The organism is Streptomyces sp. NPDC102283, from assembly GCF_044766265.1.
GTDB lineage: Bacteria > Actinomycetota > Actinomycetes > Streptomycetales > Streptomycetaceae > Streptomyces.
In genome coordinates this window covers 290422-314504 of sequence record NZ_JBIWLQ010000009.1, presented here as the reverse complement: position 1 = coordinate 314504, position 24083 = coordinate 290422, and the positions used below count along the sequence as shown (strand labels likewise).

The 24083-nt window shown below is 72.6% G+C and carries 21 protein-coding genes and 2 pseudogenes; 8 read left to right on the top strand and 15 right to left on the bottom strand.

What is annotated here, in order from left to right; all coding sequences use genetic code 11:
• Nucleotides 1-22: 22 nt before the first annotated feature.
• The 8 genes from ACIRJT_RS20320 to ACIRJT_RS20285 all read right to left on the bottom strand — a co-directional run bounded on the left by ACIRJT_RS20320 (nt 23) and on the right by ACIRJT_RS20285 (nt 11680).
• Nucleotides 23-2554, bottom strand: a complete 2532-nt coding sequence (locus ACIRJT_RS20320) for an ATP-dependent Clp protease ATP-binding subunit (RefSeq protein WP_403911054.1) — start codon at nt 2552-2554, stop codon at nt 23-25.
• 101 nt (nt 2555-2655) lie between these two features.
• Complete coding sequence (locus ACIRJT_RS20315; RefSeq protein WP_403911052.1) at nt 2656-4386, bottom strand: acyl-CoA dehydrogenase family protein; 1731 nt, start codon at nt 4384-4386, stop codon at nt 2656-2658.
• A 79-nt stretch (nt 4387-4465) separates the two neighbouring features.
• The gene (locus ACIRJT_RS20310) at nt 4466-5032 is read right to left on the bottom strand and encodes a PadR family transcriptional regulator (RefSeq protein WP_403911050.1); all 567 of its coding nucleotides are present in this window, start codon (nt 5030-5032) and stop codon (nt 4466-4468) included.
• 62 nt (nt 5033-5094) lie between these two features.
• Entirely contained in the window at nt 5095-6390 is a 1296-nt protein-coding gene (locus tag ACIRJT_RS20305) for a cation:proton antiporter (protein ID WP_403911048.1), read from the bottom strand.
• A gap of 28 nt (nt 6391-6418) precedes the next feature.
• Nucleotides 6419-8452, bottom strand: a complete 2034-nt coding sequence (locus ACIRJT_RS20300) for a CocE/NonD family hydrolase (RefSeq protein WP_403911046.1) — start codon at nt 8450-8452, stop codon at nt 6419-6421.
• Between the two features lie 56 nt (nt 8453-8508).
• On the bottom strand, nt 8509-9825 hold the full coding sequence (locus tag ACIRJT_RS20295) for an acetyl-CoA carboxylase biotin carboxylase subunit family protein (RefSeq protein WP_403911044.1): 1317 nt from the start codon (nt 9823-9825) through the stop codon (nt 8509-8511).
• 94 nt (nt 9826-9919) lie between these two features.
• On the bottom strand, nt 9920-10648 hold the full coding sequence (locus tag ACIRJT_RS20290; protein ID WP_371622079.1) for a GAF and ANTAR domain-containing protein: 729 nt from the start codon (nt 10646-10648) through the stop codon (nt 9920-9922).
• Between the two features lie 555 nt (nt 10649-11203).
• Entirely contained in the window at nt 11204-11680 is a 477-nt protein-coding gene (locus tag ACIRJT_RS20285) for an STAS domain-containing protein (RefSeq protein ID WP_403911042.1), read from the bottom strand.
• A 197-nt stretch (nt 11681-11877) separates the two neighbouring features.
• On the opposite strand from ACIRJT_RS20285, the gene ACIRJT_RS20280 reads away from it, so the two are divergent.
• The 4 genes from ACIRJT_RS20280 (at nt 11878) to ACIRJT_RS20265 (ending at nt 14824) form a co-directional block, all read left to right on the top strand.
• A complete protein-coding gene (locus tag ACIRJT_RS20280; protein WP_403911040.1) occupies nt 11878-12615 on the top strand; it encodes a GAF and ANTAR domain-containing protein in 738 nt (245 codons plus the stop codon).
• Between the two features lie 261 nt (nt 12616-12876).
• Nucleotides 12877-13203: a plasmid stabilization protein gene (locus ACIRJT_RS20275; RefSeq protein WP_403911038.1), complete on the top strand. Its 327-nt coding sequence runs from the start codon at nt 12877-12879 to the stop codon at nt 13201-13203.
• 52 nt (nt 13204-13255) lie between these two features.
• Nucleotides 13256-13729, top strand: coding sequence for a DUF5709 domain-containing protein (locus ACIRJT_RS20270; protein WP_403911036.1), 474 nt, complete (start codon nt 13256-13258; stop codon nt 13727-13729).
• Between the two features lie 300 nt (nt 13730-14029).
• Nucleotides 14030-14824, top strand: coding sequence for a SigB/SigF/SigG family RNA polymerase sigma factor (locus ACIRJT_RS20265; RefSeq protein ID WP_403911034.1), 795 nt, complete (start codon nt 14030-14032; stop codon nt 14822-14824).
• A gap of 106 nt (nt 14825-14930) precedes the next feature.
• On the opposite strand, the gene ACIRJT_RS20260 is transcribed toward ACIRJT_RS20265, so the two are convergent.
• The 4 genes from ACIRJT_RS20260 to ACIRJT_RS20245 are packed head-to-tail and all read right to left on the bottom strand — an operon-like array spanning nt 14931 to nt 17185.
• A complete protein-coding gene (locus tag ACIRJT_RS20260; protein WP_403911032.1) occupies nt 14931-15965 on the bottom strand; it encodes an iron-containing redox enzyme family protein in 1035 nt (344 codons plus the stop codon).
• Entirely contained in the window at nt 15962-16201 is a 240-nt protein-coding gene (locus ACIRJT_RS20255) for a CDGSH iron-sulfur domain-containing protein (protein WP_403911030.1), read from the bottom strand. Before ACIRJT_RS20255 ends, ACIRJT_RS20260 begins: the two co-directional genes overlap by 4 nt.
• A gap of 13 nt (nt 16202-16214) precedes the next feature.
• Entirely contained in the window at nt 16215-16934 is a 720-nt protein-coding gene (locus tag ACIRJT_RS20250; protein WP_403911028.1) for a HemK2/MTQ2 family protein methyltransferase, read from the bottom strand.
• 41 nt (nt 16935-16975) lie between these two features.
• On the bottom strand, nt 16976-17185 hold the full coding sequence (locus tag ACIRJT_RS20245; RefSeq protein ID WP_403911027.1) for a hypothetical protein: 210 nt from the start codon (nt 17183-17185) through the stop codon (nt 16976-16978).
• 206 nt (nt 17186-17391) lie between these two features.
• Between ACIRJT_RS20245 and ACIRJT_RS20240 the strand changes: the two are divergent.
• Together ACIRJT_RS20240 and ACIRJT_RS20235 are read left to right on the top strand one after the other, a co-directional pair.
• Nucleotides 17392-17777 (top strand): annotated as a pseudogene (locus ACIRJT_RS20240) (DNA alkylation repair protein); the annotation flags it as partial.
• Nucleotides 17778-17858: 81 nt separating this feature from the next.
• Nucleotides 17859-18074, top strand: a complete 216-nt coding sequence (locus ACIRJT_RS20235) for a hypothetical protein (protein WP_403911025.1) — start codon at nt 17859-17861, stop codon at nt 18072-18074.
• Between the two features lie 63 nt (nt 18075-18137).
• Here ACIRJT_RS20235 and ACIRJT_RS20230 read toward each other — a convergent pair whose 3' ends face one another.
• The 3 genes from ACIRJT_RS20230 to ACIRJT_RS20220 are packed head-to-tail and all read right to left on the bottom strand — an operon-like array spanning nt 18138 to nt 21861.
• Nucleotides 18138-20297, bottom strand: coding sequence for a xanthine dehydrogenase family protein molybdopterin-binding subunit (locus tag ACIRJT_RS20230; RefSeq protein ID WP_403911023.1), 2160 nt, complete (start codon nt 20295-20297; stop codon nt 18138-18140).
• Complete coding sequence (locus tag ACIRJT_RS20225; RefSeq protein ID WP_403911021.1) at nt 20294-21286, bottom strand: FAD binding domain-containing protein; 993 nt, start codon at nt 21284-21286, stop codon at nt 20294-20296. The genes ACIRJT_RS20230 and ACIRJT_RS20225 overlap by 4 nt, the downstream gene beginning before the upstream one ends.
• Nucleotides 21283-21861, bottom strand: a complete 579-nt coding sequence (locus tag ACIRJT_RS20220) for a 2Fe-2S iron-sulfur cluster-binding protein (RefSeq protein WP_403911019.1) — start codon at nt 21859-21861, stop codon at nt 21283-21285. Before ACIRJT_RS20220 ends, ACIRJT_RS20225 begins: the two co-directional genes overlap by 4 nt.
• 193 nt (nt 21862-22054) lie before the next feature.
• Here ACIRJT_RS20220 and ACIRJT_RS20215 point away from each other — a divergent pair.
• Both ACIRJT_RS20215 and ACIRJT_RS20210 read left to right on the top strand, forming a co-directional pair.
• Nucleotides 22055-22636, top strand: a pseudogene (locus tag ACIRJT_RS20215) (TetR/AcrR family transcriptional regulator).
• Nucleotides 22637-22741: 105 nt separating this feature from the next.
• The gene (locus ACIRJT_RS20210; protein WP_403911017.1) at nt 22742-23845 is read left to right on the top strand and encodes a hypothetical protein; all 1104 of its coding nucleotides are present in this window, start codon (nt 22742-22744) and stop codon (nt 23843-23845) included.
• Nucleotides 23846-24083: the final 238 nt, after the last annotated feature.

Below are 24083 nucleotides of genomic sequence, written 5' to 3'. Positions count from 1 at the left end.
GACGCCCCCGGACATCAGTCACTCACTCCTTGCCGCCGGGGGCGGCGGGGTCCACCGGGGTCCTCGCGGCTCCGTCGCCCTTGCGGATCGTGCAGTGCAGGGAGTCGTCGACCACGTCGGCGACGATCGTGTCCCCGGGGTCGGCCCCGCCGCCGAGCAGCAGGGAGGCGACGCGGTTGTCCAGTTCCGTCTGGATCGTGCGGCGCAGCGGTCGGGCGCCGAACTCCGGCTGGTAACCGTGGGTGACCAGGAGCTTCTTCGCCGCTTCGGTGACCTCCAGGGTCATGCCCTGGGCGTGGACCCGGTGCTTGCTGCGGTCCAGCAGGTGCTCGACGATCTCGGAGAGGTCGGCCTCGGTGAGGCTGTGGAAGACGATGATGTCGTCGATGCGATTGAGGAATTCGGGCAGGAACCGTCCCCGCAGGTCCTCCATCAGCTCGTCCTTGAGCTCGGCGGCGTCGCCCCGGTGGGCGAGGATGCGGTGGGCGCCGATGTTGGACGTCATGATGACGACGCAGTGGCGGAAGTCGACCGTACGGCCCTGTCCGTCCGTGAGCCGGCCGTCGTCGAGGATCTGGAGCAGCGTGTTGAAGACGTCGGGGTGTGCCTTCTCGACCTCGTCGAACAGCACCACGCTGTAGGGGTTGCGCCGTACCTTCCCGGTCAGCTGGCCGGCCTCGTCGTAACCGACGTATCCGGGCGGCGCTCCGACGAGCCGGGCGACCGTGTGCTTCTCCTGGAACTCGCTCATGTCGAACCGGACCATGCGGTCGTCGTCGCCGAACAGCAGCTCGGCCAGCGTCTTGGCCAGTTCCGTCTTGCCGACGCCGGTGGGCCCGAGGAAGAGGAACGAGCCGACGGGCCTGTTCGGGTCGCCCATGCCCGCGCGGTTGCGGCGCACGGCTTCGGAGACCGCGGTGACCGCCTCGTCCTGGCCGACGATCCTGGCGTGCATCTCCTCCTCCAGCTTGAGGAGTTTCTCCTTCTCACTGGCGGTGAGCCGGGAGACCGGGATGCCGGTGCGGCGGGAGACGATGTCGGCGATGTCGGAGGCCGTGACCGAGACGACGCCCTCGCGGCGCTCCTCGATCCCGGCGAGTTCCCCCTCGACCTCGGTGATCTGCCGCTTCAGCCCGGAGGCCTTCTCGAACTCCTCGCCGGCGACGGCCTCGTCCTTCTCGCGCCGCAGCTTGGCGAGGCGGTCCTCGCGGCTGACGACCTCGGTGGAGCGGTTCGCGCTGCGCAGCCGTACGCGGGCCCCGGCCTGGTCCATCAGATCGATGGCCTTGTCGGGCAGGAAGCGGTCGCTGACGTAGCGGTCGGACAGCTCGGCCGCCGCCGTCAGGGCCCCGTCGGCGAAGCGGACCTGGTGGTGGGCCTCGTAGGCGTCCCGCAGCCCTTCGAGGATCTGTACGGTCTCCTCGACGGTCGGCTCCGGGATGAGAACGGGCTGGAAGCGGCGCTCCAGGGCCGCGTCCTTCTCGATGTGCTTGCGGTACTCGTCGATCGTCGTCGCGCCCACGACGTGGAGCTCGCCGCGCGCGAGGGCGGGCTTGAGCATGTTGCCCGCGTCCATCGAGCCCTCTCCCGTCGCACCCGCGCCGACGACGGTGTGGAGTTCGTCGATGAAGAGGATGATCTCCCCTTCGGACTTCTGCACGTCCTCGATGACCTTCTTCAGCCGTTCCTCGAACTGGCCCCGGTACTGGGCTCCGGCGACCATGCCGGACAGGTCGAGCGAGACGACCCGCTTGTCCTTCAGTGCGTCGGGCACCTCGCCCACGACGATGCTCTGGGCGAGGCCCTCCACGATGGCGGTCTTGCCGACGCCGGGCTCGCCGATGAGGACGGGATTGTTCTTGGAGCGCCGCGAGAGGATCTCGATGGTCTGCTCGATCTCCTCGGCCCGCCCGACGACGGGGTCGAGCTTCCCGGCCTTCGCCTCCTCCGTGAGGTCCCTGCCGAACTCGTCCAGGGTCGTCGACGGCTGCTTCCCCCCGCCAAAGGCCCCGTCCCCGCCCGTCGCCCGGTCCGTGGCGCCGCGCAGCTTCCCCACGTCCAGGTCGTCCGCGCCCAGGAAGCGGGAGGCCCCGGAGTCCGCGTCGTCGATGAGCGCGCCCAGGATGTGCTCGGGGCCGATGTAGGACACTCCCGCCGCCTGCGAGCGGGCGTAGGCGGCGGTGAGGGTCCGTTTGGCCGCCGGGGTGAGACCTGGCTCGGCGGACGGTTCGCCGGCCTCCCGGGGCAGCACCGCGTCGAGCTGCCCGGCGAGGGCGTCGGGGTCGACCCCGGCCCGGGTGAGCAGCCCGCGCGAGGGCTCGACCTGCGCCGCCGCCCACAGCAGGTGCTCGGTGTCGAGGTCCGCCGTTCCGTCCTCGGCCGCCTTGCTCGTGGCCCGGCCCAGCAGTTCGTGGGAGGACTCCGTCAGCAGCCGCCCGATCGGGACGCGCTGCATGGCCGGGGGCGAGGAGGCGGGCGACATGCCGAAGAACCGGTTCAACAGGTCACTGAACGGATCGGACGGACCGAGGGGTGAACCGAACGCCATCGACATGTCAGCTCCAAGGGGGCGAGGGGGGCTCTCCCACTGAAACGCGATGTCCACCGCCCCGCAAACGGAACGGGCCCCGGCCCGCCGCCCCTCCCGGGAGCGGGCTACTCCGCCATCTCGTACGCCCCCGACAGCGCCTCGACGCGCTCCCAGATCCGCTCGGAGCGGGCCGCGTCGACGACGGGGCGGCGTACCGCGCCGAGCGCCCAGTCCTGCTGGTCCTCGGTCGCGGAGTCCTTGCCGTGCAGCTCGACCGCGTGTGCGGAGAAGTCGCGTACGAGCACGGCGAACAGTTCGTCGAGCAGTTCCTCGTCCAGGCCGGTCGGGCGGGCCTGCTCCAGGATCAGCTGACCGTGGACGACGAGCGCGAACAGCTGGCCGACGGCGAGGAGGAGGTCGAGGTCGCGGCTCTGCGCCTCGTCGGGGGCGGCCGTCTCGACGAAGGCGCACAGGGCGTCCGCCTGCTCGCGGAAGCGGGCGACGTTCGGCACCGCGGCGTACGCGTCGAAGGCGGGGCGCCAGTCGTGGAAGCGTACGGAGCCGAGGCCGCGCGCGGGACCCTGCCGGAAGAGGAACGCGTCGTCGGCTGCGTCGAGGCGGGTCGGGACGGCCGGGAAGTCGACCGGGTCGAGCAGGTGGTTGCGCAGGAACTTGAGGATCAGCGCGAGGTTCACGTGGACCGTGCCCTCCAGCTTCGGCAGGCCCCGGATCTCGACGGCGGCCTGGGCGAAGTAGTTGTCCTTCTCGAAGCCCTTGGCGGCGATGACGTCCCACATGAGGTCGATGACCTTCTCGCCCTCCGTGGTCACCTTCATCTTCGTCATCGGGTTGAAGAGCAGGTAGCGGCGGTCCTCCGGCCCGGCGGAGCGGAAGTAGTCGACGGCTCGGTCGCTGAACAGCTTCATCCCGACGAGCCGGACATAGGCGTCGGTCAGCTCGCGGCGCACGTGCGGGAAGGCGGTGACGGGGCGGCCGTAGAGGATGCGGTTGCTCGCGTGGGTGACGGCCTCGTACATCGCGTGCTCGCAGATGCCGATGGAGGCGGTGCACAGGTTGAACTTGCCGATGTTGACGGTGTTGAGCGCGGCGTCGAAGGCGGCCCGTCCGGTGTGCAGGATGTCGGCGGGGGCCACCGGGTAGTCGGCGAGGCGGAACTCGCTGACGTACTTGGAGGAGTCCACGACGTTCTTCACCAGGTGGTACGCCTGGTGGCGGCTGTCGGCCGCGAAGAAGACGTAGCCGTCGGGGCCCTCGACGTCCGTGCGCCGGCCGAAGACGGAGACGAGACCGGCGGCGTTGCCGTTGCCGATGTAGTACTTGGAGCCGGAGGCCCGGAAGCCGCCGTCGACCGCGCTGTCCGGCTCCAGCAGCATGTCGGTGGAGTAGATGTCGGCGCCGTGGGTCCTCTCGGAGAGACCAAAGGCGAACACCTCGCCCTGGGAGAGGAGTTCGGCCGCCCGGTCGCGGGCGGCGGCGTTGTCGCTCTGCCAGACCGGGCCGAGACCGAGGACGGTCACCTGCCAGGCGTACCAGTAGTCCAGACCGTAGAACCCGAAGATCTCGTTGAGTGCGGCGATCCGGGCGGTGTCCCAGCGCTGGTCGTCGTCGCCCGCGGCGGAGGCGGGGGTGAGGAAGGTGGCGAACAGCCCCTCCTTCGCGGAGAAGGCGAGGAAGTCGCCCAGCCAGGCGCGGGAGCGGTAGTCCTCGATCAGCCGGCGCTTGCCGCGCTCCTCGAACCAGTCGACGGTGGCGCGCAGCAGCCTGCGGGTCTCCGGGTCGAAGTGCTGGGGGTCGTAGGTACGCGGGTTGAACAGCAAGGACGCGGACTCAGCCATGGCGGTGCCTTCCGGGAAGGGTGAGGGTCGGGAAGGGTGAGGGTCGTGGTGGTTACGGAGGTGGCGGCCCGGGAGCCGTTCAGGCGTCCGGCCCCGGAGCCGCGAGCCGGACGAGGGTGTCGAGTACGTCGTCGAGCCAGGCGATCGTCATGCGCTCGTACGCGATGCCGCCGCGCAGCACGACGTGCTGGAGTTCCTGGCCCGCGTCCGCGGGCGCGGGGGCGTCGGGCCCGGTGAAGTCGCGCAGTTCCCCGGCGAGGTAGTGCGCGAGCCGGTCCCGGTGGGCCCGGTGGTGCCGCTCGACCTCGCGGATCAGGGCGGCCGGGTCGTCGAAGGCCGCGCCCCGGATCTTCACGGCGAGGTCATGCCGGAGGCTCTCCGGTTCGATCGGTTTGTGCAGCCACGCGGCGAGGGCCGCGCGGCCGGGCCCGGTGACGGAGTACTCCTTCTTGTCCGGCCGGCCCTGCTGCGGCACCTCGCGGACGCGGAGCAGGCCGTCGGTCACCATCCGCCCGAGCACGCGGTAGATCTGCTGGTGGGTGGCGGTCCAGAAGTACCCGATGGACCGCTCGAACCGCCGGGCCAGCTCATAGCCGGAGCCGGGCTTCTCCAGCAGGGAGACGAGGATCGCGTGGTCGAGGGCCATACCGCGATCCTTCTATGCAACTCGTTGCATAGACAAGTCGTGGGGCCCTGGTGAGACACGGCTCACCCGCTCTCGGGGCCGGGGCCCGCAGGGGCATCGCGTCGGGAGGACCCGGCCGAGCGCCGGTCGAGGTAGGAGGTCACCGGGGCCGCCGCGACCCCGTGGACCACCACGGAGACCAGGACGGCGAAGACGACGACCGCCCACATCTCCCTCTCCAACGGCCCGAAGTCCCCCTCGCCGAAGGCGTAGGCGAGATAGAAGAGCGAGCCGATGCCCCGGATCCCGAAGAAGGCGACGGCCGCGCGCTCCTTCGGCCGGCCCGGGCCCCGCAGCTGGGCGAGCAGGCCGGCGGCCGGGCGGATGAGCAGGTGCAGCAGCACGCCGACCGCCGCCCCCCTCCAGGTGAGCGCGGCCAGTCCGCCCGAGGCCACGTAGGCGCCCACGCCGAACAGGAGCAGGGCCATCAGCAGGCGTTCGATCTGCTCGACGAAGGCGTGCATCACCTGGTGGTAGCCGTGGCTGTGCTCCGACCGGCGCAGGGCGCACGCGGTGACGAAGACCGCGAGGAAGCCGTAGCCGTGCAGGGCCTCGGTCAGGCCGTAGGCCAGGAAGGTCGCCGCCAGCGCCACGAACCCCTCGCCCTGTTCGGCGAGCCGCAGCGATCCGGCGCGGGACCGGAAGAGCAGCCGCCCCAGCAGGAGGCCGATGGCGAGGCCCGCCGCCACGCCCACGGAGATCCGTACGAGTACGTCGCTCCAGGCCCAGTGCGTCAGCCAGCCCCCGGCCCAGCTCTCCCCCGCGGCGGCCAGGGCGATGGCCGCGAGGACGAAGGGAAAGGCGAGGCCGTCGTTGAGTCCGGCCTCGCTCGTCAGCGCGAAGCGGACCTCGTCCTCGTCGTTCTTCTCGGCGGAAGGCTCCCCCACGCGCACCTCGGAGGCGAGCACGGGGTCCGTCGGCGCGAGGACCGCGGCCACCAGGAGAGCCACGGACACCGGCCAGCCGAGCAGTCCCCATACGGCCAGCGCCGTCGCCCCGATCGTCAGGGGCATCGCCAGCCCGAGCAGCCGCCAGGTCGACGCCCAGGACCTCCACCCGAAGGGGCGGTTGATGGCCAGCCCCGCTCCCATCAGCGAGACGATCACGCAGAGCTCGGTGAGGTGGTGCACCCAGAGGCGGTCGGCGACCGGGTCGACCTCCGGCAGCGGCAGTGGCGTCAGGTAGAGGGCCACTCCGGCGGCCAGGAAGACGATCGGCACGGAGACCGGCAGACGGGAGAGCAGCCGGGGCAGCACCGCGGCGAGGAAGGCCCCGATGCCGAGGCACCCGTACACCGCGCCCTCGGTGGTGATCGTCACGTCCGGCCTCGTCCTCCCTGCCGGGTCATCAGGCCAGATCCCGGGGAACGGTCTCGTTCCAGGTGCGGGAGAAGACCCGCCGGCCTCCTTCGTAACCGTCCAGCGTGGCGTCGACGGTGAACGCGTCCGCGTTCGCCGTCAGGACGGTGCTCGTCTCGACCCGGACGTCCCAGCCGGGCCTGGAGAACCGCATGGTCCACGCGGACCGGGCGCTCGGGGAGGTGAAGTCGTCGGCCACGGAGGTGTACTTCTCGCAGGCCCGCAGCCCCACCTCGATACCGTTCGCCTCGTACCGCTGCATGCCCCGGTCCTTCACGATGTCGAGGGCCGAGTGGTAGTCGACCAGGCTCCTGGAGACGTCCCAGGCCTGCTCGGGCTCGGTCAGCCGGGTGACGGGCGGCGGCCGGCAGCCTTCCGGTTCCCCGAAGTCCGCCTGGGGCATGCCGTTGGGCTCCTCGATGGGGCGTACGGGAAGAGTCAGCGCGCCGCCCTCCTCGTGGACGGTGAGCAGGACGGGTTCCGGAGCCGGCCACACCAGGGGCCAGTACGAGGTCGAGAGGGAGAGCCGGACCCGGTGGCCGGGCGGGAACGCCTGCGCGACCCCGTTCAGCGGGATGCGGACCTGGCAGCGCCGGCCGGGCTCCAGCGGCTCGGGGTGCTCGTCGCTCTCGCGGTGGGTCAGATTCAGTACGCCGTACGTCACCCGGGTGGCGCGGCCGTCGGGGGCGACGTCGGAGATCCTGGCCGTGATCTGGGCGACCGGAGCGGAGGCGGAGACCTCCAGGGCGACGGAGGGCGAGCCGAGGATCTCCAGGCGTTCGGCGAGCGGTTCGGTCTCGAAGACCAGGGAGCCGCCGTCCTCCTCGCGCTGGTCGTAGGGCAGGTCGGGCGGAGCGTTGTACGAGGCCCACTTGCCGGCGAACTGGCCGACGGAGAGCGGCGACCGGACCGTACGGTCACGGCCGGGCGCGGCCGCCTCCTCCGTGTCCGCCGTCACGATGGCGGAGCCGCGCAGCGGGTACGCCACCTCCTTGACCCGGGGCGAGGGCCAGGAGGGTTCGGCGACCCAGCGGCCGGGGCGCTCCTGGTAGGACGTGGACGGCGGGACGCTGTCCTGCATCCAGGTCCGGAGCATCGGCCCGTCCATCACCCCGTTGTCGACGCCCTTGAGCCAGTGGTCCCACCATGCGACAACTTCCTGGAGGTAGCCGATGGCCGGACCGGGCTCGCCGAGGTGCGGCAGGGTGTGGGACCAGGGTCCGATCAGCCCCTTGCGGGGGACGTCCACGGCTGCCAGGAGCCGGGTGACGGCGTTGGAGTAACCGTCCGCCCAGCCGCTGGAGGCCAGCACGGGGCAGCGCAGCCGCGTGTAGTCCTCGTTGAGGGACGCGTGCTGCCAGTAGGCGTCGCGGCGCGGGTGGCGGAGCCATTCCAGGACCCAGGGGCGGGCGGCCTCCAGCCGCTCCCGCCACATGGCGCGCCACCGCTCCCCCACGAGGGCGGGGTCGGGCGGGCAGGTGGCGTACGCGAACATGGTCCCGGCCTCGGCGAGGTTGTCGGAGAGCATGGCGCCGCCGAGGTAGTGCATGTCGTCCGCGTACCGGTTGTCGGTGAACGAGGCGATGACGATGGCCTTCAGGCTCTCGGGGCGCCGGGCCGCCGTCTGGAGCGCGGCGAAGGCGCCCCAGGAGATGCCCATCATGCCGGTGCTCCCGTCGCACCAGGGCTGCGCGGCGACCCAGGCCAGCACCTCTTCGGCATCGCGTTGCTCCTGCTCCAGGTACTCGTCCAGGAGCACGCCCTCCGACTCCCCCGTCCCTCGCAGGTCCACGCGTACGCAGGCGTAGCCGTGGCCCGCGATGTACGGGTGGTGGATGGCGTCGCGGGTCGAGGTGAGGTCGTTCTTGCGGTAGGGGATGCACTCCACGACCGCGGGGACCGGGTCCCCGTCGGAGGAGGTGGGCCGCCAGATCCTGGCCGACAGGCGCACCCCGTCCGCCATGGTGATGGTGACGTGGTCCTCTTCCCCCGTCTCGTACGGAAGGTTCTCGACGAATCGCATACGGGTGGCAGGGTCCTTCCTGACGTCGGGTCCGGTGGGGGCGGGTACCCGGGGCGTCACGAAGAATTCCGGCCGCGCCCGCCCGGTCGCGTCTCGTCGAAGCTCAGGCCGAGGGCCGCGACGCAGGCGTCGAACTTGCGGCGCAGGTCGTCCTCGTCGTCCCCGCCGGTGAAGATGTGGGCGAGCTCGTAGCTGTAGCTGTCCTGGCCCTTGACCGAGGAGAGCCGCTGCCCCTCGGAGGGGACCATGTCGATCCGGACGCCCGGGATCTCCCGCTCGATGGCGGCGATGTCCTCGGCGGTCGGCACCTGGTGGACACGGCCCTCGCCGAACCAGCGGTAGTACCACTTGGCGGCCACCTCGTAGCGGCCGCCGCCGGGCGGCAGGGCCGGGTCGCCGCCCAGGGCGAGCCGGAACATCCGATGGTGGTTGGGCACGCCGTCGACGAAGTCGAACATCTCCGCGTGCGACTGGGAGTGCCGGGGGTTGATCTCCAGCAGGCTGATGTCGGCGGTCTTCGGGTCGTAGAAGTACTCGATGCTGAAGGTCGCCGCGTCCATGCCGATCTGCCGCATGGTGCGTTCGCTGACCTCGTGCAGCCGCTGGATCACCGGGGCCGGGAGGGTGCTCGGATACTGGTGGCGCAGGAAGGACGAGGAGCCGGGGTAGTTGATCGAGTCGAGCACGCCGTAGACGGTGACCTCGCCGCGGTGGACATATCCCTCGACAGCCACCTGGATCCCCGTCATGGCCTCTTCGGCCAGACAGACCTGCCCGCCGACCCCTGCCATTTCCGGCGGGAGTTCCAGAAGGTCGAGTATGGCTTCGAAGGGCTTTCCCACCCGGGCTATGCCCTCGCGTATCTCCGTGACCGCCGACCGGAACTCCGTCATGTCCGAGACGCCGAACGCCAGCTCGGAGGAGTAGGCCAGGGCGGGCTTGAGCCACATGGGGAAGTTCACGCCGTCCGGCGGTCGCGGATCGTCGCTGTCCAGATCCACCCGGCCGAAGCGGGGGTGTTCGTCGATGACCTTCTGCTGCTCCAGCCGACTCCAGTACTTGTGCTCGCACTTGACGACGGATTCCAGACTGGTGCTCGTCGTGCCGTACTCCCTGCTCAGCAGGGGTACGAGGGTGCTCACGGGGAAGTCCCAGTAGCCGACGATCGCGTCGATGCCTCCCTCGTGCGCGTCGAGGACGGCGCGGGCGCGGGTCAGCAGCTCGTCGACGGTGGTCTCGTCCTCCTGCAACTCCTTGACGCTGAGCAGGGGGTGGAGGCGGTGGTGGCGGGCGTCCGGAACGGCCTCCAGCGTTCTCAGGTTCGCCTCGTCCATTCCGATGATGAAGATGTTCTTGCGCTGATCCCGGGACACGGGTTCTTCCTTCCGTTCGACCGGCGGGGACGTGCGCCGTCTACCCGTGTGCCGGTGTTCAAACGGAGTCACCCGGGCCGGGGTCCCGAGGGTGTCAGGCCCGGGGCCGGATGCGGCCTTCGGGCGGGGCCTCGCCGGTGATGCTGGATATCAACTCGGCGCAGAGTTCGCGCAGTTTGATATTGCGGTGCTGCGAGGCGGTGCGCAGGACGTCGAACGCCTTCTCCGGGGTGCAGCGCTGCTGCCCGACGACCACGCCGATCGCCTGGTCGATGACGGTGCGTGAGCGCAGGGCGGCCTCCAGGTCCGCGGCGAACTCCTCGGTGTCCGCTATGCGCTGGGCCAGCGCGATCGCCCCGGTCGCCTGTGCGGTGAGCAGCCTCAGCGCCGTCAGGTCGACCGTGTCGAAGGCGTGCGGTACGGGCGCGTACAGGTTGAGGGCCCCGGCCGTGTGGCTGTGCGGCGCGATCGGCAACGACAGCGAGGAGCGGGCTCCGCAGACGGCGGCGTAGGCGGGGTAGTCGGCCCAGCGGCTCTCCCGCAGGGTGTCGGGCACGCTGACCTCGCGGCCGGTGCGCATCGCCTGGAGGCAGGGGCCGTCGTCCTGCCCGTACTGGGCCTCGTCCAGCTTCGTGGCGCTGGCCCCTACGCTGGACACGGTGACGGGACGCCCGAGCCGCTCCAGCGTGATGCCACAGCCGTCGGCCTCCTCCACCAGGGCGAGGGCGCTGCGGGCGAGGGCGCGCAGGAACTCGTCCAGCGACGCCGTATCCAGGAGCAGCGCGGTCGTGTCCGGCGCCTCGGCCACAGGCCTGTCAGTCATGATCATCTCGTTCTGGGCGGTGACCCACCGCGGAAAAGGGGCGGGACAGAGCTGAGCGGCGCGGTCCGGGCCGCCGGGAAGGGGCAGCCGCCACCTACGCACCGGCTCCGGGCGTGGGGCGGTGAGAAGGTCAGGCGTCGCTGCGGGACGGCCGCTGGAGAGTGGGCGCGCCAACGGCCGCAAGGGGAAGGGCTGTCGGCGGTGCGCCTGCGGGGCGGGATCGCGTCGCGGGTGGCCGGTTGCGGGGCGCCCGTACGGACGGGTGCGCGGCTCCGGAAGCGCCGGCGGCCGGAGGCAGGACCGGGGCCGTGAGGGCGGCGCGGCCACGAGGACAGATGTTCACGGGAAACTCCACGGAGGCAGGAAGAATTCTCATGGGCCGTTTCCTGACCTCCAGCGCTCCATTATGCCCTGTCGTCCGGCGCGGTCGGCCCGGTGTCGTGAAGCCGGCCCGACCGGGCCCGAAAGCGCCGCAGCACGTGGGGACCGCACCTCAGCAGGGGTTCTGCCCTCGGAGCCGATCCCCCGTCACTTTCCGGCCACCGGCTCCGGCCGTCAGCGGTCCCCGGGGAAACGGGGCCGCGAGGTGTCGGCGTACGGGCCGAGCGGACGCTGCGAGGCCCCGGCGGTCTGCGGCGCGCTCCGCCGGTCGCCGGGCTTCCCGTTCCGGGACGCCTCGGGCACCGGCCGGCACCCCCGGTTGCGCAGCTCCGCGCCCGGGAGGGAGGAGGCGACCCGCAGGACACGGTGGAGGCCGGCTGCGCTCAGAACCTCGCGGGCCGTGTCGTACCCGGCCACCACCGCCATCGAGACGCCGCGCTCCTCGGCCTGGCCCCGCACCCGCAGGAGGAGTCCCAGGGCGCGAGGGGTGAGCAGGGGGGTGCGGAGGTCCACGATGATCGCCCGGGGCCCGCAGCACGGGAGCAGGCGGACGATCTCACGCTCGATCGCCGCCTCGTTGTCGAGGTCGACCACCGTGCCGAGTTCCACGACCAGGTGCGCGGCGTCGAGGTGATAGCTGAGCAGGAACATGGGCACTCCAGGGAAGCAGGGCTGAGTGCGCGGCCGCTTCCTGACCTGCGTACGCCGCGTATGCCCGCTCCGCGACGCGCGACACCTGTCCGGCGGCGACAGACGCGGGGCGGAGTCCCGCGCCCGGAGGGAGTGGCGCGGCCGGGCCCGTGCAGTGCCATGCTGGTCCCAGGATTCAGGCCGGGAAGGGAGCGACCATGACCGATGACGGAGCCCTCACTCCGGGGCCGCCCGACCTCGTCTCTCTCCTGCTGGACACGGACACGCTGGACGACTTCCTCCGGGCGCTGGCCCGGAGCGCCCTGCTCATGTCCCCCACGGCCGACGGCTGCGGGGTGACTCTGGAGCGTGAGAACCGCCCCCTCACCGTGGCCAGCGCGGGCATCAGCGCCCCACCGCTGGACGAGGCCCAGTACGGGCAGGACGACGGCCCTTGTCTGGAGGCGCTGCGCGAGGGGCACGAGGTCAATGTGAGCGACATGCGGGTGGAGGACCGGTGGAACGGCTACCCCGCCTTCGCGGTCGCCGCCGGGGCCCTGTCGTCGCTGTCCCTGCCGATCGCGGCCCACTCCCACACGGCGGGCGCCCTGAATCTCTACTCGCCCAAGGAGAACGGCTTCGCGGACGCCGATCTGAGCGGGCTGCGCGCCCTCGCCGCCCAGGCGACGGGGGCTGTCGCGCTCGCCCAGCGGCTCTCGGACACCCGGACCTTCACCGCCGACCTGGAGGCCGCCCTCCAGTCACGCGCCGTGATCGACCAGGCGGCCGGGATCGTCATGAACCAGCGCCGCTGCGGCCCGGAAGAGGCACTCAGAACCCTGCGCACCGCGTCGCAACACCGCAATGTGAAACTCCGCGACCTCTGTGCGCAGTTGGTCGGCAGCGTCTCCGGCACGCCCCCCACCGGCGGCCCCGGCCTGCGCCCCCGTCCGTGACCTGAGGACGGACATGTACGGCCGGCCGTCGGCCGGGGCATGTTTGGCCTCCGCTGTGGGGGTACTCCAGCAGCAGGTATCCGGCGTACGCGGAGCTCAGGCGCCGACCGGTTGGGAAAGCAGCCCTCGGCGCCGTCCGCCGCCCTCGGCGGCGCTACTCCGTTGCACGCGTCCGGGAGCGGGGTTCAGGGGTGCGCTGTTTAGTGGGATCCGTACGGGTAACGCGGTGGGCGTCCCCCGAGGCGGAGTGAGGAGCACGTCATGCCGGCCGGATCCAGCAAGAAGCGTGAGCGGCAGTACGAGCACATCAAGGAGAGCCAGGAGGAGCAGGGCGCTTCGAAGGGTCGTGCGAAGGAGATCGCGGCCCGGACCGTCAACAAGCAGCGCGCCCGGTCCGGCGAGTCGAGGACGGCGAGCAGGACGTCGACGCAGGACGGGAAGTCCGCCTACGAACGCGGTGGCGAACGCTCCCACAAGGGCGCGCAGGGTCCCACGAAGGACCAGCTGTACGCGGAGGCGAAGAAGAAGAACATCGACGGGCGTTCCTCCATGAACAAGGAAGAGCTCCGTAAGGCCCTCGGACGCTGACGCACATCACTATCCGGGCCGGACGGCCGCACGCACGACGGAGGAGCAGGACATGCCCGCAGACGCACGCGGCGACGACGTGTACCAGCCGCAGGACGACGACGGCCGGATTCCGCCGAACGACGAGCTCGACCTGGAGAACACGCTCGGCGAACGGGACCTGGACGACCAGATGGAAGAGGGCTACAGCCCTCCCGAACGCCCCCTGGGAGTGACCAAGTTCGGCACGACGGGGGCGGAGGAGCGCCGCGGCGAATCGCTGGACCAGCGGCTCGCCCAGGAGGTCGACGATGTGGAACAGCCCGTCGGCGACGGCATCGGCGACCTCGCCGAGGGCGAGGGAGAGCCCCGGGAAGGGGCCACCGTCGAGCCCCGGGCAGGCCGGCTCAGCGGCGCGGACGACGCGACCGGGCGGGAGAACGACGTCTACGCCGAGGACGTGGGCATCGACGGCGACGCCGCCTCGGCGGAGGAAGCGGCTGTGCATGTCACGGACGAGGCGGACACCCAGGAGCGCGAAGCCTGACGACGGGGGCAGCGGGTGAGCGGCGGGAGGAACGGGTGAGCGTGGCGGGCGCGGCGATCTTCGATGTGGACGCCACGCTCACGGATACCGACCGGCGTCGCTCTCCGGCTGACACGCGGACCGAGTCGTCGGCCCTGTACACCACGACCATCCAAGTTTAGTGGTTATTTCATCGGGTATGGGGTGTTTTGTGTGCTTCGGACAAGAGGCGCGCCCGTGGGATTCCGGGCGGCGCCTTCGTCCGGCCCGGTGATCATCCTGCGGCTGACCGACCTCATCGCCGACGAGGAGTGACCACCCATGCAGGCTGCAGCCGCCTCCGGTCCCGACCACGCCACGGGCCCCCGGCCGCCCGACCGGGCGTTCCAGCGGCTCCGGGCGCTTCCTCCGGGGCCCGAGCGGGACGCGCTGCGCGACGAGACCATCTGCACCTGGCTCCCGATGGCCCACCGGATCGCCACCCGCTTCCGTGACCGCGGCGAGGCCATGGACGATCTGCGGCAGGTGGCCGCGATGGGGCTCGTCAAGGCGGTGGACCGCTATGACCCGGAGCGGGGCAAGGCCTTCGAGACCTATGCCGTACCCACCGTCACCGGGGAACTGAAGCGGCACTTCCGTGACCACACCTGGGACGTCCATGTCCCACGCCGCGTCCAGGACCTCCGCAACCGGGTGCGGGTGGCCCGGCGCGAGCTGGCGCAGAGGAGTGGGGCCGGGGCCCCGACCTGTGCCGACCTCGCCTCGGCCACCGGGCTCGGCGAGGAGGACGTACTGCTGGGTCTGGAGGCCCTGGAGAGCTACAGCGCCATCTCGCTGGACGCCGAGCCCGCAGGCGTCGAGGGCGGCTCGCCCTTGGCCGACCGGCTGGGCTCCTGCGACGCGGCGCTGGGCGTCGCCGTCGACCGCGAGGCCGTCAAGCCGGGGCTGCGGGGGCTTCCCGAGCGGGAGCGGACCATCCTCTACCTCCGCTACTTCCAGGACATGACCCAGGTCCGGATCGCCGAACAGTTGGGCATATCGCAGATGCACGTGTCGCGGCTGCTCAGCCAGTCCTGCGAGCGGGTGCGCGACGGAGTGCTCCAGGGAGCCCCCTGACGGGTTCGGATGCGCACAGGTCCGAGGGCGAGCCCTGGACAGATCAGGGGATGAGCAGGGGTTCTGATCATGCCGTCGTCACCTCGGCAGCTCTGAGTCCCTCTCCTCAGGGCCGCGTCAGTGGTGTGCGCAGCGTGGAGCGCCCCGCGCGCCACGCCGCCAGCAGGTGGTCCCCGAGGAGGTCCTCCAGGTGGCCGGTCGCCTCGATGCCCAGGACGATGTCGGCTGCCAGCTCGGGCTCGTCCTCCAGCAGGCCGCCGATCACCTCGTGGCGCACCACCTGTTCGTGGACCGCGTCGGCTTCCACGTGCTCGTCGTAGAACCGCTGGGCCGCGACGCCGGCGCCCACGCGGCGCAGTGCCTCGGCCAGCCTCCTCGATCCGGGGGACGAGGTGATCTCCACGGTGGCGAAGTGCCCGACGAGGGCGCCGCGCAGCCGCCGGTGGAGCCCGAACAGGGACATCAGGTTGACGGTGGCCAGGGCCTGCGCGGGCGCGGCGTCGAGGTAGCGGCCGTATCGCGCGTCCAGGCCGAGGTCGGTCATCAGGTCGGCGAAGAGCTGGGCGTGGATGTCCTCGGCCCGGCCCGCTCCGAACTCGTCGAACTCGACGGCGGCCATGCCCGCCTTCGCCCGGCCGCGGAGCCTGGGCACCACCCACAGATGCGGATCGGCTTCCTTGAGGTGGTACAGGGAGCGCACGGCGGCGTACTCGCGCAGCTGCCACAGCTCGCCCTCCCGCTGGAGGTGGTGGCTGACGCTGTGCCCGTCGTCCCCGACGGGTTCCAGCTGGAGCGCGTCGACCGCCTGCGCCACGTCCTTGCCGCCCGGGCCGCTGTCACGGCGCAGGGCGTCCAGGAAGACGTCCTCGGCCGCCGCGCGCACGCCGAGCAGGGCGGGGTCCCACTCCAGGCGCTCGTCCACGTCGGCGAACCCCCGGTAGTGGAGCTCGTACAGGACGTACAGGAGCAGGTGCAGGTCGTCCCCGTACGGGTCGGCGGCGCGGACCGCACCGGCCGCGGGCAGGCGGGTTCGACCGCCCGTCAGTACGGCGAGGACGCTCTCGCTCAGGGGTCCGCGGGCCCGGGGCAGTCCGGGAGAGGCCGCGGGGCTCCGATGGGGGGTGGTGGCCGGTGTCGTCACGGTCGGGACTCCTCCTCGCCCTCCTGGGGCTGTCGGCCGCCGGGCGGGGCCCCGGAGGGCCCGGCCTGCTCGCGGCGGCGGCGGCGGTGGCTGGTGTCGCACCAGGGGTAGGCGCGGCTGCGGCGGCAGGTGCAGATCGCGACGACGAAGCGGTCGGACCGGGTCGTCGTGCCGTCGTCGCCCACGACCTCGACCGGCCCCTCCACCAGGATCGGGCCTTCCCTGTTCAGCACCACGCGTCGGGGCGTCTCATTCCTTCCGGGCACGGATCACCACCAGCTCCTCCCTGTCCAGGCGGTCCCTCAGCAGACCCCTGTCCCGCAGCCAGGCCGCCCGGCCGCGGGTGACCGGTCCGAACGGGATCGTCACCCGGTCGGTCACGGAGACGTCCAGTCCGGCCGCGGACAGCCGGCCGACCGTCTCCTCGGGGCGGCTCAGCCCCGACTGGACCAGCAGGAGCAGACCGCCGGGGCGCAGCGCGGCGAAGGCGTCGTCGCAGATACGGTCGAGGATCACCCGGCCGTCGGGGCCCGCGTCCCAGGAGCGGCCGGCCCCGTGCCACGGCACCGACAGGCCGGGAGCCGGGACGTAAGGGGGGTTGCTGACGACCGCGTCGAACGTACGGCCAGGCAGGGCCCGGAGCAGGTCACCCCTGCGCACGGTGACGGGCAGGCGGGCCAGCGCGGTGTTCAGCCGTGCGGACGCCACGGCCCGGCGGCTGATGTCCACCGCGGTGACGCGGGCGCCGAGCCGGGCCGCGTGCAGGGCCAGCGCGCCGCTCCCGGTACAGAGGTCCAGCAGGTCCGTGCCCGCTCCGATCCCCTCCCGGCGCATGGCCAGGGCGAGGAGAAGCGTGTCGGTCTGCGGCCGGTAGACGCCGGGAAGCCGCACGACCCTGCCCGGCCGCGGCGCTTCCGCGCCCGGCCGCGCGGCCCTGCCGGACACGTCCGACGGGGCCTGCCGCGCCACCGGGCCGTCCTCGCCCCCGGGTGCCCGGACCCCGCGCCCGTTCAACGGCCCGGACGCCCGTCTGGCCGGTCCCGCTGCTCGTGGCGGCGCGCCTCGGCCTGCTGCCGGCGGCCCTCGTCCCTGCGGTCCTGGTCGTCGAGCGCCTTGCCGTCCGATTCCGTGGCCAGTCCGCGGGCCCTCAGCACCTTGGCCCGCAGAATCCTGCGTACGTCACGCATCGTGTCCTCCTGTGCGGTCAGCGGTAGTTCCATCGTCGAGCGGTACCTGTCTCCTCGGTCCCGGCGCGCACTCCAGGGTCACTCACCCGGGGAAGTCCCGCTCCCGGTGGTTCGCGCCGCTGTAGGGGAGTGACCTCGAACGGCTCCGCCAAACATGTACGGCCGCCCGCCTCTCCGGGAGACCGGCTGTGCGCCGGAGGTACGTCGTACGCGGAACGAACAGACCGCCAAAGGCCGAGGTGGCCGCAGGGACGCCGACCGACGCGACGGTGGCCGGGGTGATGGCCTGGTCGGCCGCGCCGGAGGACCCGAGAGAGCGCGGCGAAGGAGGAGCACGGCGACGATCACGAGGGAAACCTCGGAAGGCTGCGCGCCCTCGCGAAGCGGCTGGGGACACGGCGGGAGCTCGCGTGCGGCTGTGGACGCGGCGGGAGCTCGCGTGCGGCTGTGGCAGACGGGTGACACCGCGGCGGTGCCGCCGGCCGTCCTGGTCCGCCGGCCGAAGGCGCTCGAGCGTGACGCGCCGGACTCCGTGGTGCGTGAGGCCCGCGCGCCCCAGGTGCACGACTGGCTCGTGAACCACGTGGCGAGGAAGAGCCCGCACGCCGAGGAGCTACGCCTGGCCCGGATCGGGATCGACCACCCCGGCCCCGCGCCCGCGCCGTAGGCAACAGAGCTCGCGGCGCACCGCCAGCTCTCCCTGCTCGTGCTGTCCTTCGCCCTCGTGGTCGACGGGCCCGCCGACCACGAGGGCGACCGGAACACGCTCGTCCCCGACCTCTGGCTCACCGCTCACGCCGACCTCGACATCCCCACCCTCCGGCAGGCCGCCGCGCTGCCCCTTCCCACCGCGGGCGAGCAGTTCGACCAGCTCGTCGCCGCCGTCGTCGAGCGGATCCGCGGCGGACTCGGCGCCGGATGACGGCCCCCCGGCCCAGGTGGGGCTCAGGGTGCGGCTCCCGGTGGACGGGCGCCGCGCCCCCGGTCAGGGGCCGGCGGCCGCCGCTCCCCCGGCGGGGTCCGGCACCGTCGCCGTGAGGACCCGGTCGGGGCGGATCGGCAGGTCCCGGTGGCGGACGCCGGTGGCGTGCCAGACCGCGTTGGCGACGGCCGCCGCCGCGCCCACGATGCCGATCTCCCCGACGCCCTTGATGCCGACCGGATCGTCCGGGTCGTCGTCGTCCACCCAGTCCGCCTCGATGTCCGGGACGTCGGCGTGCGTGGCCACGTGGTAGCCGGCGAGGTCGGGGGCGTAGTGGCCGCCGCTGTTCCGGTCGCGGACCGCCTCCTCGTGCAGGGCCATGGAGATGCCCCAGGTCATCCCGCCGACGAGCTGATTGCGTGCGGTGAGCGGATTGACGATGCGGCCCGCGGCGAAGATACCCAGCATGCGGCGCACCCGGACCTCGCCGGTGGCGGTGTCGACGGCGGCCTCGGCGAACTGGGCCCCGTAGGAGTGCCGTTCCTTCCGCGCGAGGTCCCTGACGGCCTCGGTGGTGTCGGACCGCACCGTGATCCCCTCCGGGGGGATCACCGCGGTCGCCGCGAGCCGTTCCCGCAGTTCGGCGGCGGCGGCGGTGACCGCCCAGGCCCAGGAGCGGGTGCCCATGGAGCCGCCGGCGATCATCGCGGGGCCGAAGTCGCTGTCGCCGACGCGCACCCGGACGCGTGCGGGCACGGTCTCCAGCGCGTCGGCGGCGACCAGGGTGAGCGCGGTGCGGGCTCCGGTGCCGATGTCGGCCGCGGTGATCCGTACGGTGAAGGAACCGTCCGCCTCCGCCGTGACCAGGGCGGTGGACGGGGCGGCGCCGGCACCGTAGGAGGCCGCCGCCGTGCCGGTGCCCAGCAGCCAGCGTCCGTCGCGGCGCGTGCCGGGGCGCGGGTCGCGGTCCGCCCAGCCGAACCTGCGCGCGCCTTCACGGAAGCAGGCCGCCAGATTGCGGCTGCTGTACGGGAGCCCCGAGACGGGACCGGTCTCCGGCTCGTTGCGCAGGCGCAGTTCGATCGGGTCGACACCGGCGCGTGTCGCGAGTTCGTCGAGGGCCGTCTCGATCGCGAACGACCCCGGTGCCTGCCCCGGAGCGCGCATCCAGGTCGGGGAGGGCACATCGAGCCGTACGACGTGGTTGGCGGTGCGGTGCGCCTCGGCGCCGTACAGCACCCGGGCGACACCCGCGCCGGTCTCGACGAACTCGTACACCGTCGACGTCTGGTTCAGCGAGAGGTGCTCCAGGGCCAGCAGCCGGCCGTCGGGGGCCGCCCCGAGCCTGATCCGCTGGATGGTGGGACTGCGGCAGCCGGCCAGCGCGAACATCTGACGGCGGGTCAGCACGACGCGCACCGGGCGCCGCAGGACGGTCGCGGCCATCACCGCGGACACCTGGTGGGCCCGCAGGCCCTTGCTGCCGAATCCGCCGCCGATGTGCTCGGAGCGCACCCGCACCGAGGACGCGTCGAGCGAGAACATCGCGGCCAGCTCGCCCTGCACCCAGCCGGCGCCCTGGTTGGAGTCGACGACGTCGAGCCGCCCGCCGTCCCAGCGGGCGGTCGCCGCGTGCGGCTCCATCATGCTGTGCTGGCCTTCGGGGGTGGTGTAGCGCCCCTCCACCACGAAGGCGGACGCGGCCAGCCGGTCCTCCAGGTCGCCGTCCTCCATCCCGGCGGACGTCTGGGAGTCGGCGAGGCGGGCGCCGGGGTGGTCGGCGACGAGCGCGGTGTCGTGGGGCTCCCGGTCGTACCTCACCACGAGCGCTTCGGCGGCCTCCCGGGCCTGCTCGGGGGTCTCGGCGACGACCAGCGCGACCGGCCAGCCGGCGAACGGCACCCTGTCGTTCTGGAAGACGGCGCAGGTCGGGTCCGGCGGGGTGCCGAACAGGCCGGTCCAGTCGGTCTTCAGCCGGGAGGCGTTGCCGTGGTGCAGCACGGTGAGCACGCCCGGCATGTCGAGGACCGGGGCGCTCTCCACGTCGAGGATCCGGCCCCGCGTGAGGGTGGACAGCACGAGCCAGCCGTGGGCCAGGTCCGGATGCGGGATCTCGCCCGCGTAGCGGGCCGCGCCGGTGACCTTGTCGCGGCCCTCGACGCGGGTGTGGGCGACGCCGACCGCTCCGCGCGCGGCCCGGCGCCCCGGCGTGGTGGCCGTCATCGGGCGTCCCGTGCCGCGAGTTCGGTGCATACGGAGACCACGAGGTTGCGCATGAGGGCCACCTTGTATCCGTTGTCGGGCAGCGGCCGGGCGGCGGCGAGTTCGGCGTCCGCGGCGGCGGCGAAGGACGCGCCGTCGGCCGGTGCGCCGGTCAGTACGGCTTCCGCCGCACGGGCGCGCCAGGGCCGGGAGGCGACGGCTCCGAGGGCGAGGCGCGCTTCGCGTACGAGGCCGTCCTCGATGTCGAGCGCCGCGGCGACGGAGCCGATGGCGAAGGCGTACGAGGCGCGTTCGCGCACCTTGCGGTAGCGCGAGTGGGCGGCGACGGGCGCGGCGGGCAGGCTGACGTGGGTGATCAGGGCGCCGGGCGGCAGGGCGGTCTCCCGGTGCGGGGTGTCTCCGACGGGGAGGTAGAAGTCGGTGAACGGTGTCTCGCCGGGCCCGTCGGCGCTCTCGTAGGAGACCACGGCGTCGAACGCCGTCAGCGCCACGCCCATGTCGGAGGGGTGGACGGCCACACAGTGGCCGGAGGCGCCGAGGACGGCGTGGTTGCGGTGTTCGCCGGCGACGGCGGGGCAGCCGCTGCCCGGAGCGCGCTTGTTGCAGGGCCCGGAGACGTCGGTGAAGTAGCCGCAGCGGGTGCGCTGGAGGAGGTTGCCGCCGACGGTGGCCATGTTGCGCAGCTGTCCGGAGGCTCCGGCCAGCACGGCCTGGGCCAACGCCGGGTAGCGGAGCCGGACTTCGGGGTGGGCGGCGAGATCGCTGTTGGTGGTGGTCGCGCCGATGCGCAGGCCGCCGTCCGCCGTGGGTTCGATGCGGTTCAGGGGAAGTTCGCGGATGTCGACGAGGCGGGCGGGGCGCTCCACGCCGGACTTCATCAGGTCGACGAGGTTGGTGCCGCCACCGAGGAACCGCGCCTGCGGGTCGGCGGCGAGGAGGGCGACCGCGCCGGTGACGTCGTGGGCGCGCCGATAGCCGAACTCCTTCACGCGGCGGCCTCCTTCGTGGCTGCCGCCCGGCCCTCGGCGTGCGCCTCGGCGGCGCGGGCGACGGCCTGGACGATCGAGACGTAGGCGCCGCAGCGGCACAGGTTGCCGCTCATGCGCTCGCGGATCTCGTCGGGCGTCAGCGGTGGCGGCCCGGACCCGGGCCCCTGGTCGTCGGTGACGGCGCTCGGCCAGCCGGCCGCGTGTTCCTCGATGACGGCGATGGCCGAGCAGATCTGGCCGGGTGTGCAGTAGCCGCACTGATAACCGTCGAGGTCGAGGAAGGCCTGCTGGACGGGGTGCAGGCCATCGCCCTCGGCCACTCCTTCGATGGTGGTGATCTCACGCCCTTCGGCCGCGACCGCGAGGCCGAGGCAGGAGAGGACGCGCCGCCGGTCGACCAGGACGGTGCAGGCTCCGCACTGTCCTTGGTCGCAGCCCTTCTTGGTGCCGGTGAGGTCGAGGCGCTCGCGCAGGACGTCGAGCAGGGTGGTGCGGTGGTCGATGGACAGATGGTGCTTCTCGCCGTTGACGCTCAGGGTGATCGCACTGGACGTCGACGAGGTCGCTGGGGCCATGATTCAGCCTTCTCCGGTGTCTGGTGAGGAGGAACCGGGCCACCGACGGGCGACCGGTCGACCCGGTGGCCGGCGAACGCGACCGGCGCTGAGGTAGCCCTGACCGTGCTGCTGTCCGCTCAAGGGAAAAAACGTAACGGACAGCTGTCCGGCCGACAAGGACGGGTTTCGGCCGGAGCCGCGAGGAGGAGCCGTGTCGCAGCCGAGGAAGGACGCTCCCCTGCGTCCCGACGGGCGGCGCGACCGCGAGCGCATCCTGCGCGCGGCCATGGGTCGAGCTGACGCTGTGCGCGGACGCCCCGCTGAGCGCGATCGCCAGGAAGGCGGGCGTCGGGCAGGGCACGTTCTACCGGAACTCCCCGCACCGGGAGACGCTCGTCCTGGAGGTCTACCGCTACGAGACGCGGCAGGTCGCCGATGCCTCGGGCGAGTCGCTCCAGGCGCTCCCGCCCGAACGGGGCCCTGCGCGAGTGGATGGACCACCTCGCGCTCCGCCCTGACCGAGGCCGGCCTGGCGGACGCGATCCGGCTGGTCACCAGCGCGCCGGGCGGACCCGCCGAGCCCGGCCCCGCCCCGGTCATGGAGGCGGCCGGAACCCTGCTGCGCGCCTGCGAGGACGCCGGTGCCGTCCGTCCCGGGGCGCCCCGGGACGACTTCTTCGCCGCCATCGCCGGTCTCCGGCAGATCGATCCGCACGAGGGCTGGGTGCCGAGGGCCGGCCGGCTCCTGGATCCCGTCGTGGACGGACTGCGCGTCGGGGCGCCCGGCCGGTGACCTGACCGCCGGGCGCCGGGTGTCGGAGGGCCGTGTGATGATGCCCCGTACAGCGCTCGGACCTGGGGAGGGGCCGAGCACAACACGCGCGACGGGAGCGGTGCGTTGAGCAAGGGCGGGGCGTCCATACCGGACGAGGAGTGGGAGCGTTTCCTGAAGGAGGCCGAGGCCGGGGGCGCGGGGGCGCCCGAGGAACCGTCGGCGCGGGCCCGGATGGTGACACAGCGGCTCCAGGAGGAGCCCGACCGGCCGGAGGGGTGGCGGACGTATACCCCGGCCCGGCGGCGCGGCGGCAAGGGCTGGGCCGTGCTCGGCCTGGCGTCCGCCGTCGCCGTGGTGGTCGTGGCCGTCGGCCCCTGGGGGATCTCCGACTGGTTCGACGGCGGCGACGGGACGATCACCACGCCGCTCGCCGCGGAGTCGCAGCGCCCGACCGGGCCGCCCGCGCAGGAGGCGGCGGACCGGCCTCCCACCCAGGACGAGCCGTTCAGGGGGTCACCGGCCGCGCGATGGAGCGACGGGACGGCGGGCATCCATCTGCCCGAGGCACGGGCGACCGGCTGGATGAGCAGGGCGGAGGTCACGAAAGCGCTCGCGAAGACCCGGGACTTCCTCGCCGCGTCCAGCCTGGACCCGGCCGTACTGCGCGGCGAGCGGCCGGACAGGGCCATCGCGCTGATCAACCCGCACCAGGCGGATGTGCGGGGCTTCCTCGGGAAGGCGCTCCGCGCACCCGACCGCGAGAACGACCCGCTCCTGCTGTTCAGCCGCTTCCGGTCCGCCGACGTGCGGCCGGTCGGGGACGTGGTCAAGACCCGCGGCCGGGTCACCTTCCGGGAGGGCGGGCGCGGCGCGGTGGAGGTGTCCACCGACATCACCTACGTCTACCCCGTCGTGCGTGCCGGGAGGGACAGCGACGAGGTCGCGCGGACCATCGTGCGCCGCGAGGTGGTGATGAGCTGGGACGACCCGGCGAAGATCGTGATCGAGCCGGGGACGTTCTCGCTCGTCTCCTACAAGGTGGACACCACCAACGGCGGTTGCGACACCTACACCGGCTATCTGACCCCCACGTTCCCCTCCGAGCGCACCGCCGCCGGGACGGGCGACGACGGCGCCGTGGTCGACCCGTACGACCGCAGCACGTCGATGGAGGAACGCATGCGGGAAGCCGAGGACGAGGGCTGCGGAACCGCCACCCGCTCCTGAGGAGGGGCGGGAAGCGGAAGAGCGGCCCCGGCCGGTCCGCCGGGGTCGCGCCCGCTCCGTGGTCTCCGGGCCGACGACCGGCCGGCCGTCCACCGCTTCCCGAAGGGCCATCTGCCGCTCAACAAGCTGTCGCTGGACGGCACGTGGACGGCCGGGTGCGAGGAGTTCACGGCGGGGCGTGACGCCCGACTCGCCTTCACCTACCGGGCGGAAGAACGCCAACATCGTCCTCGGCGGC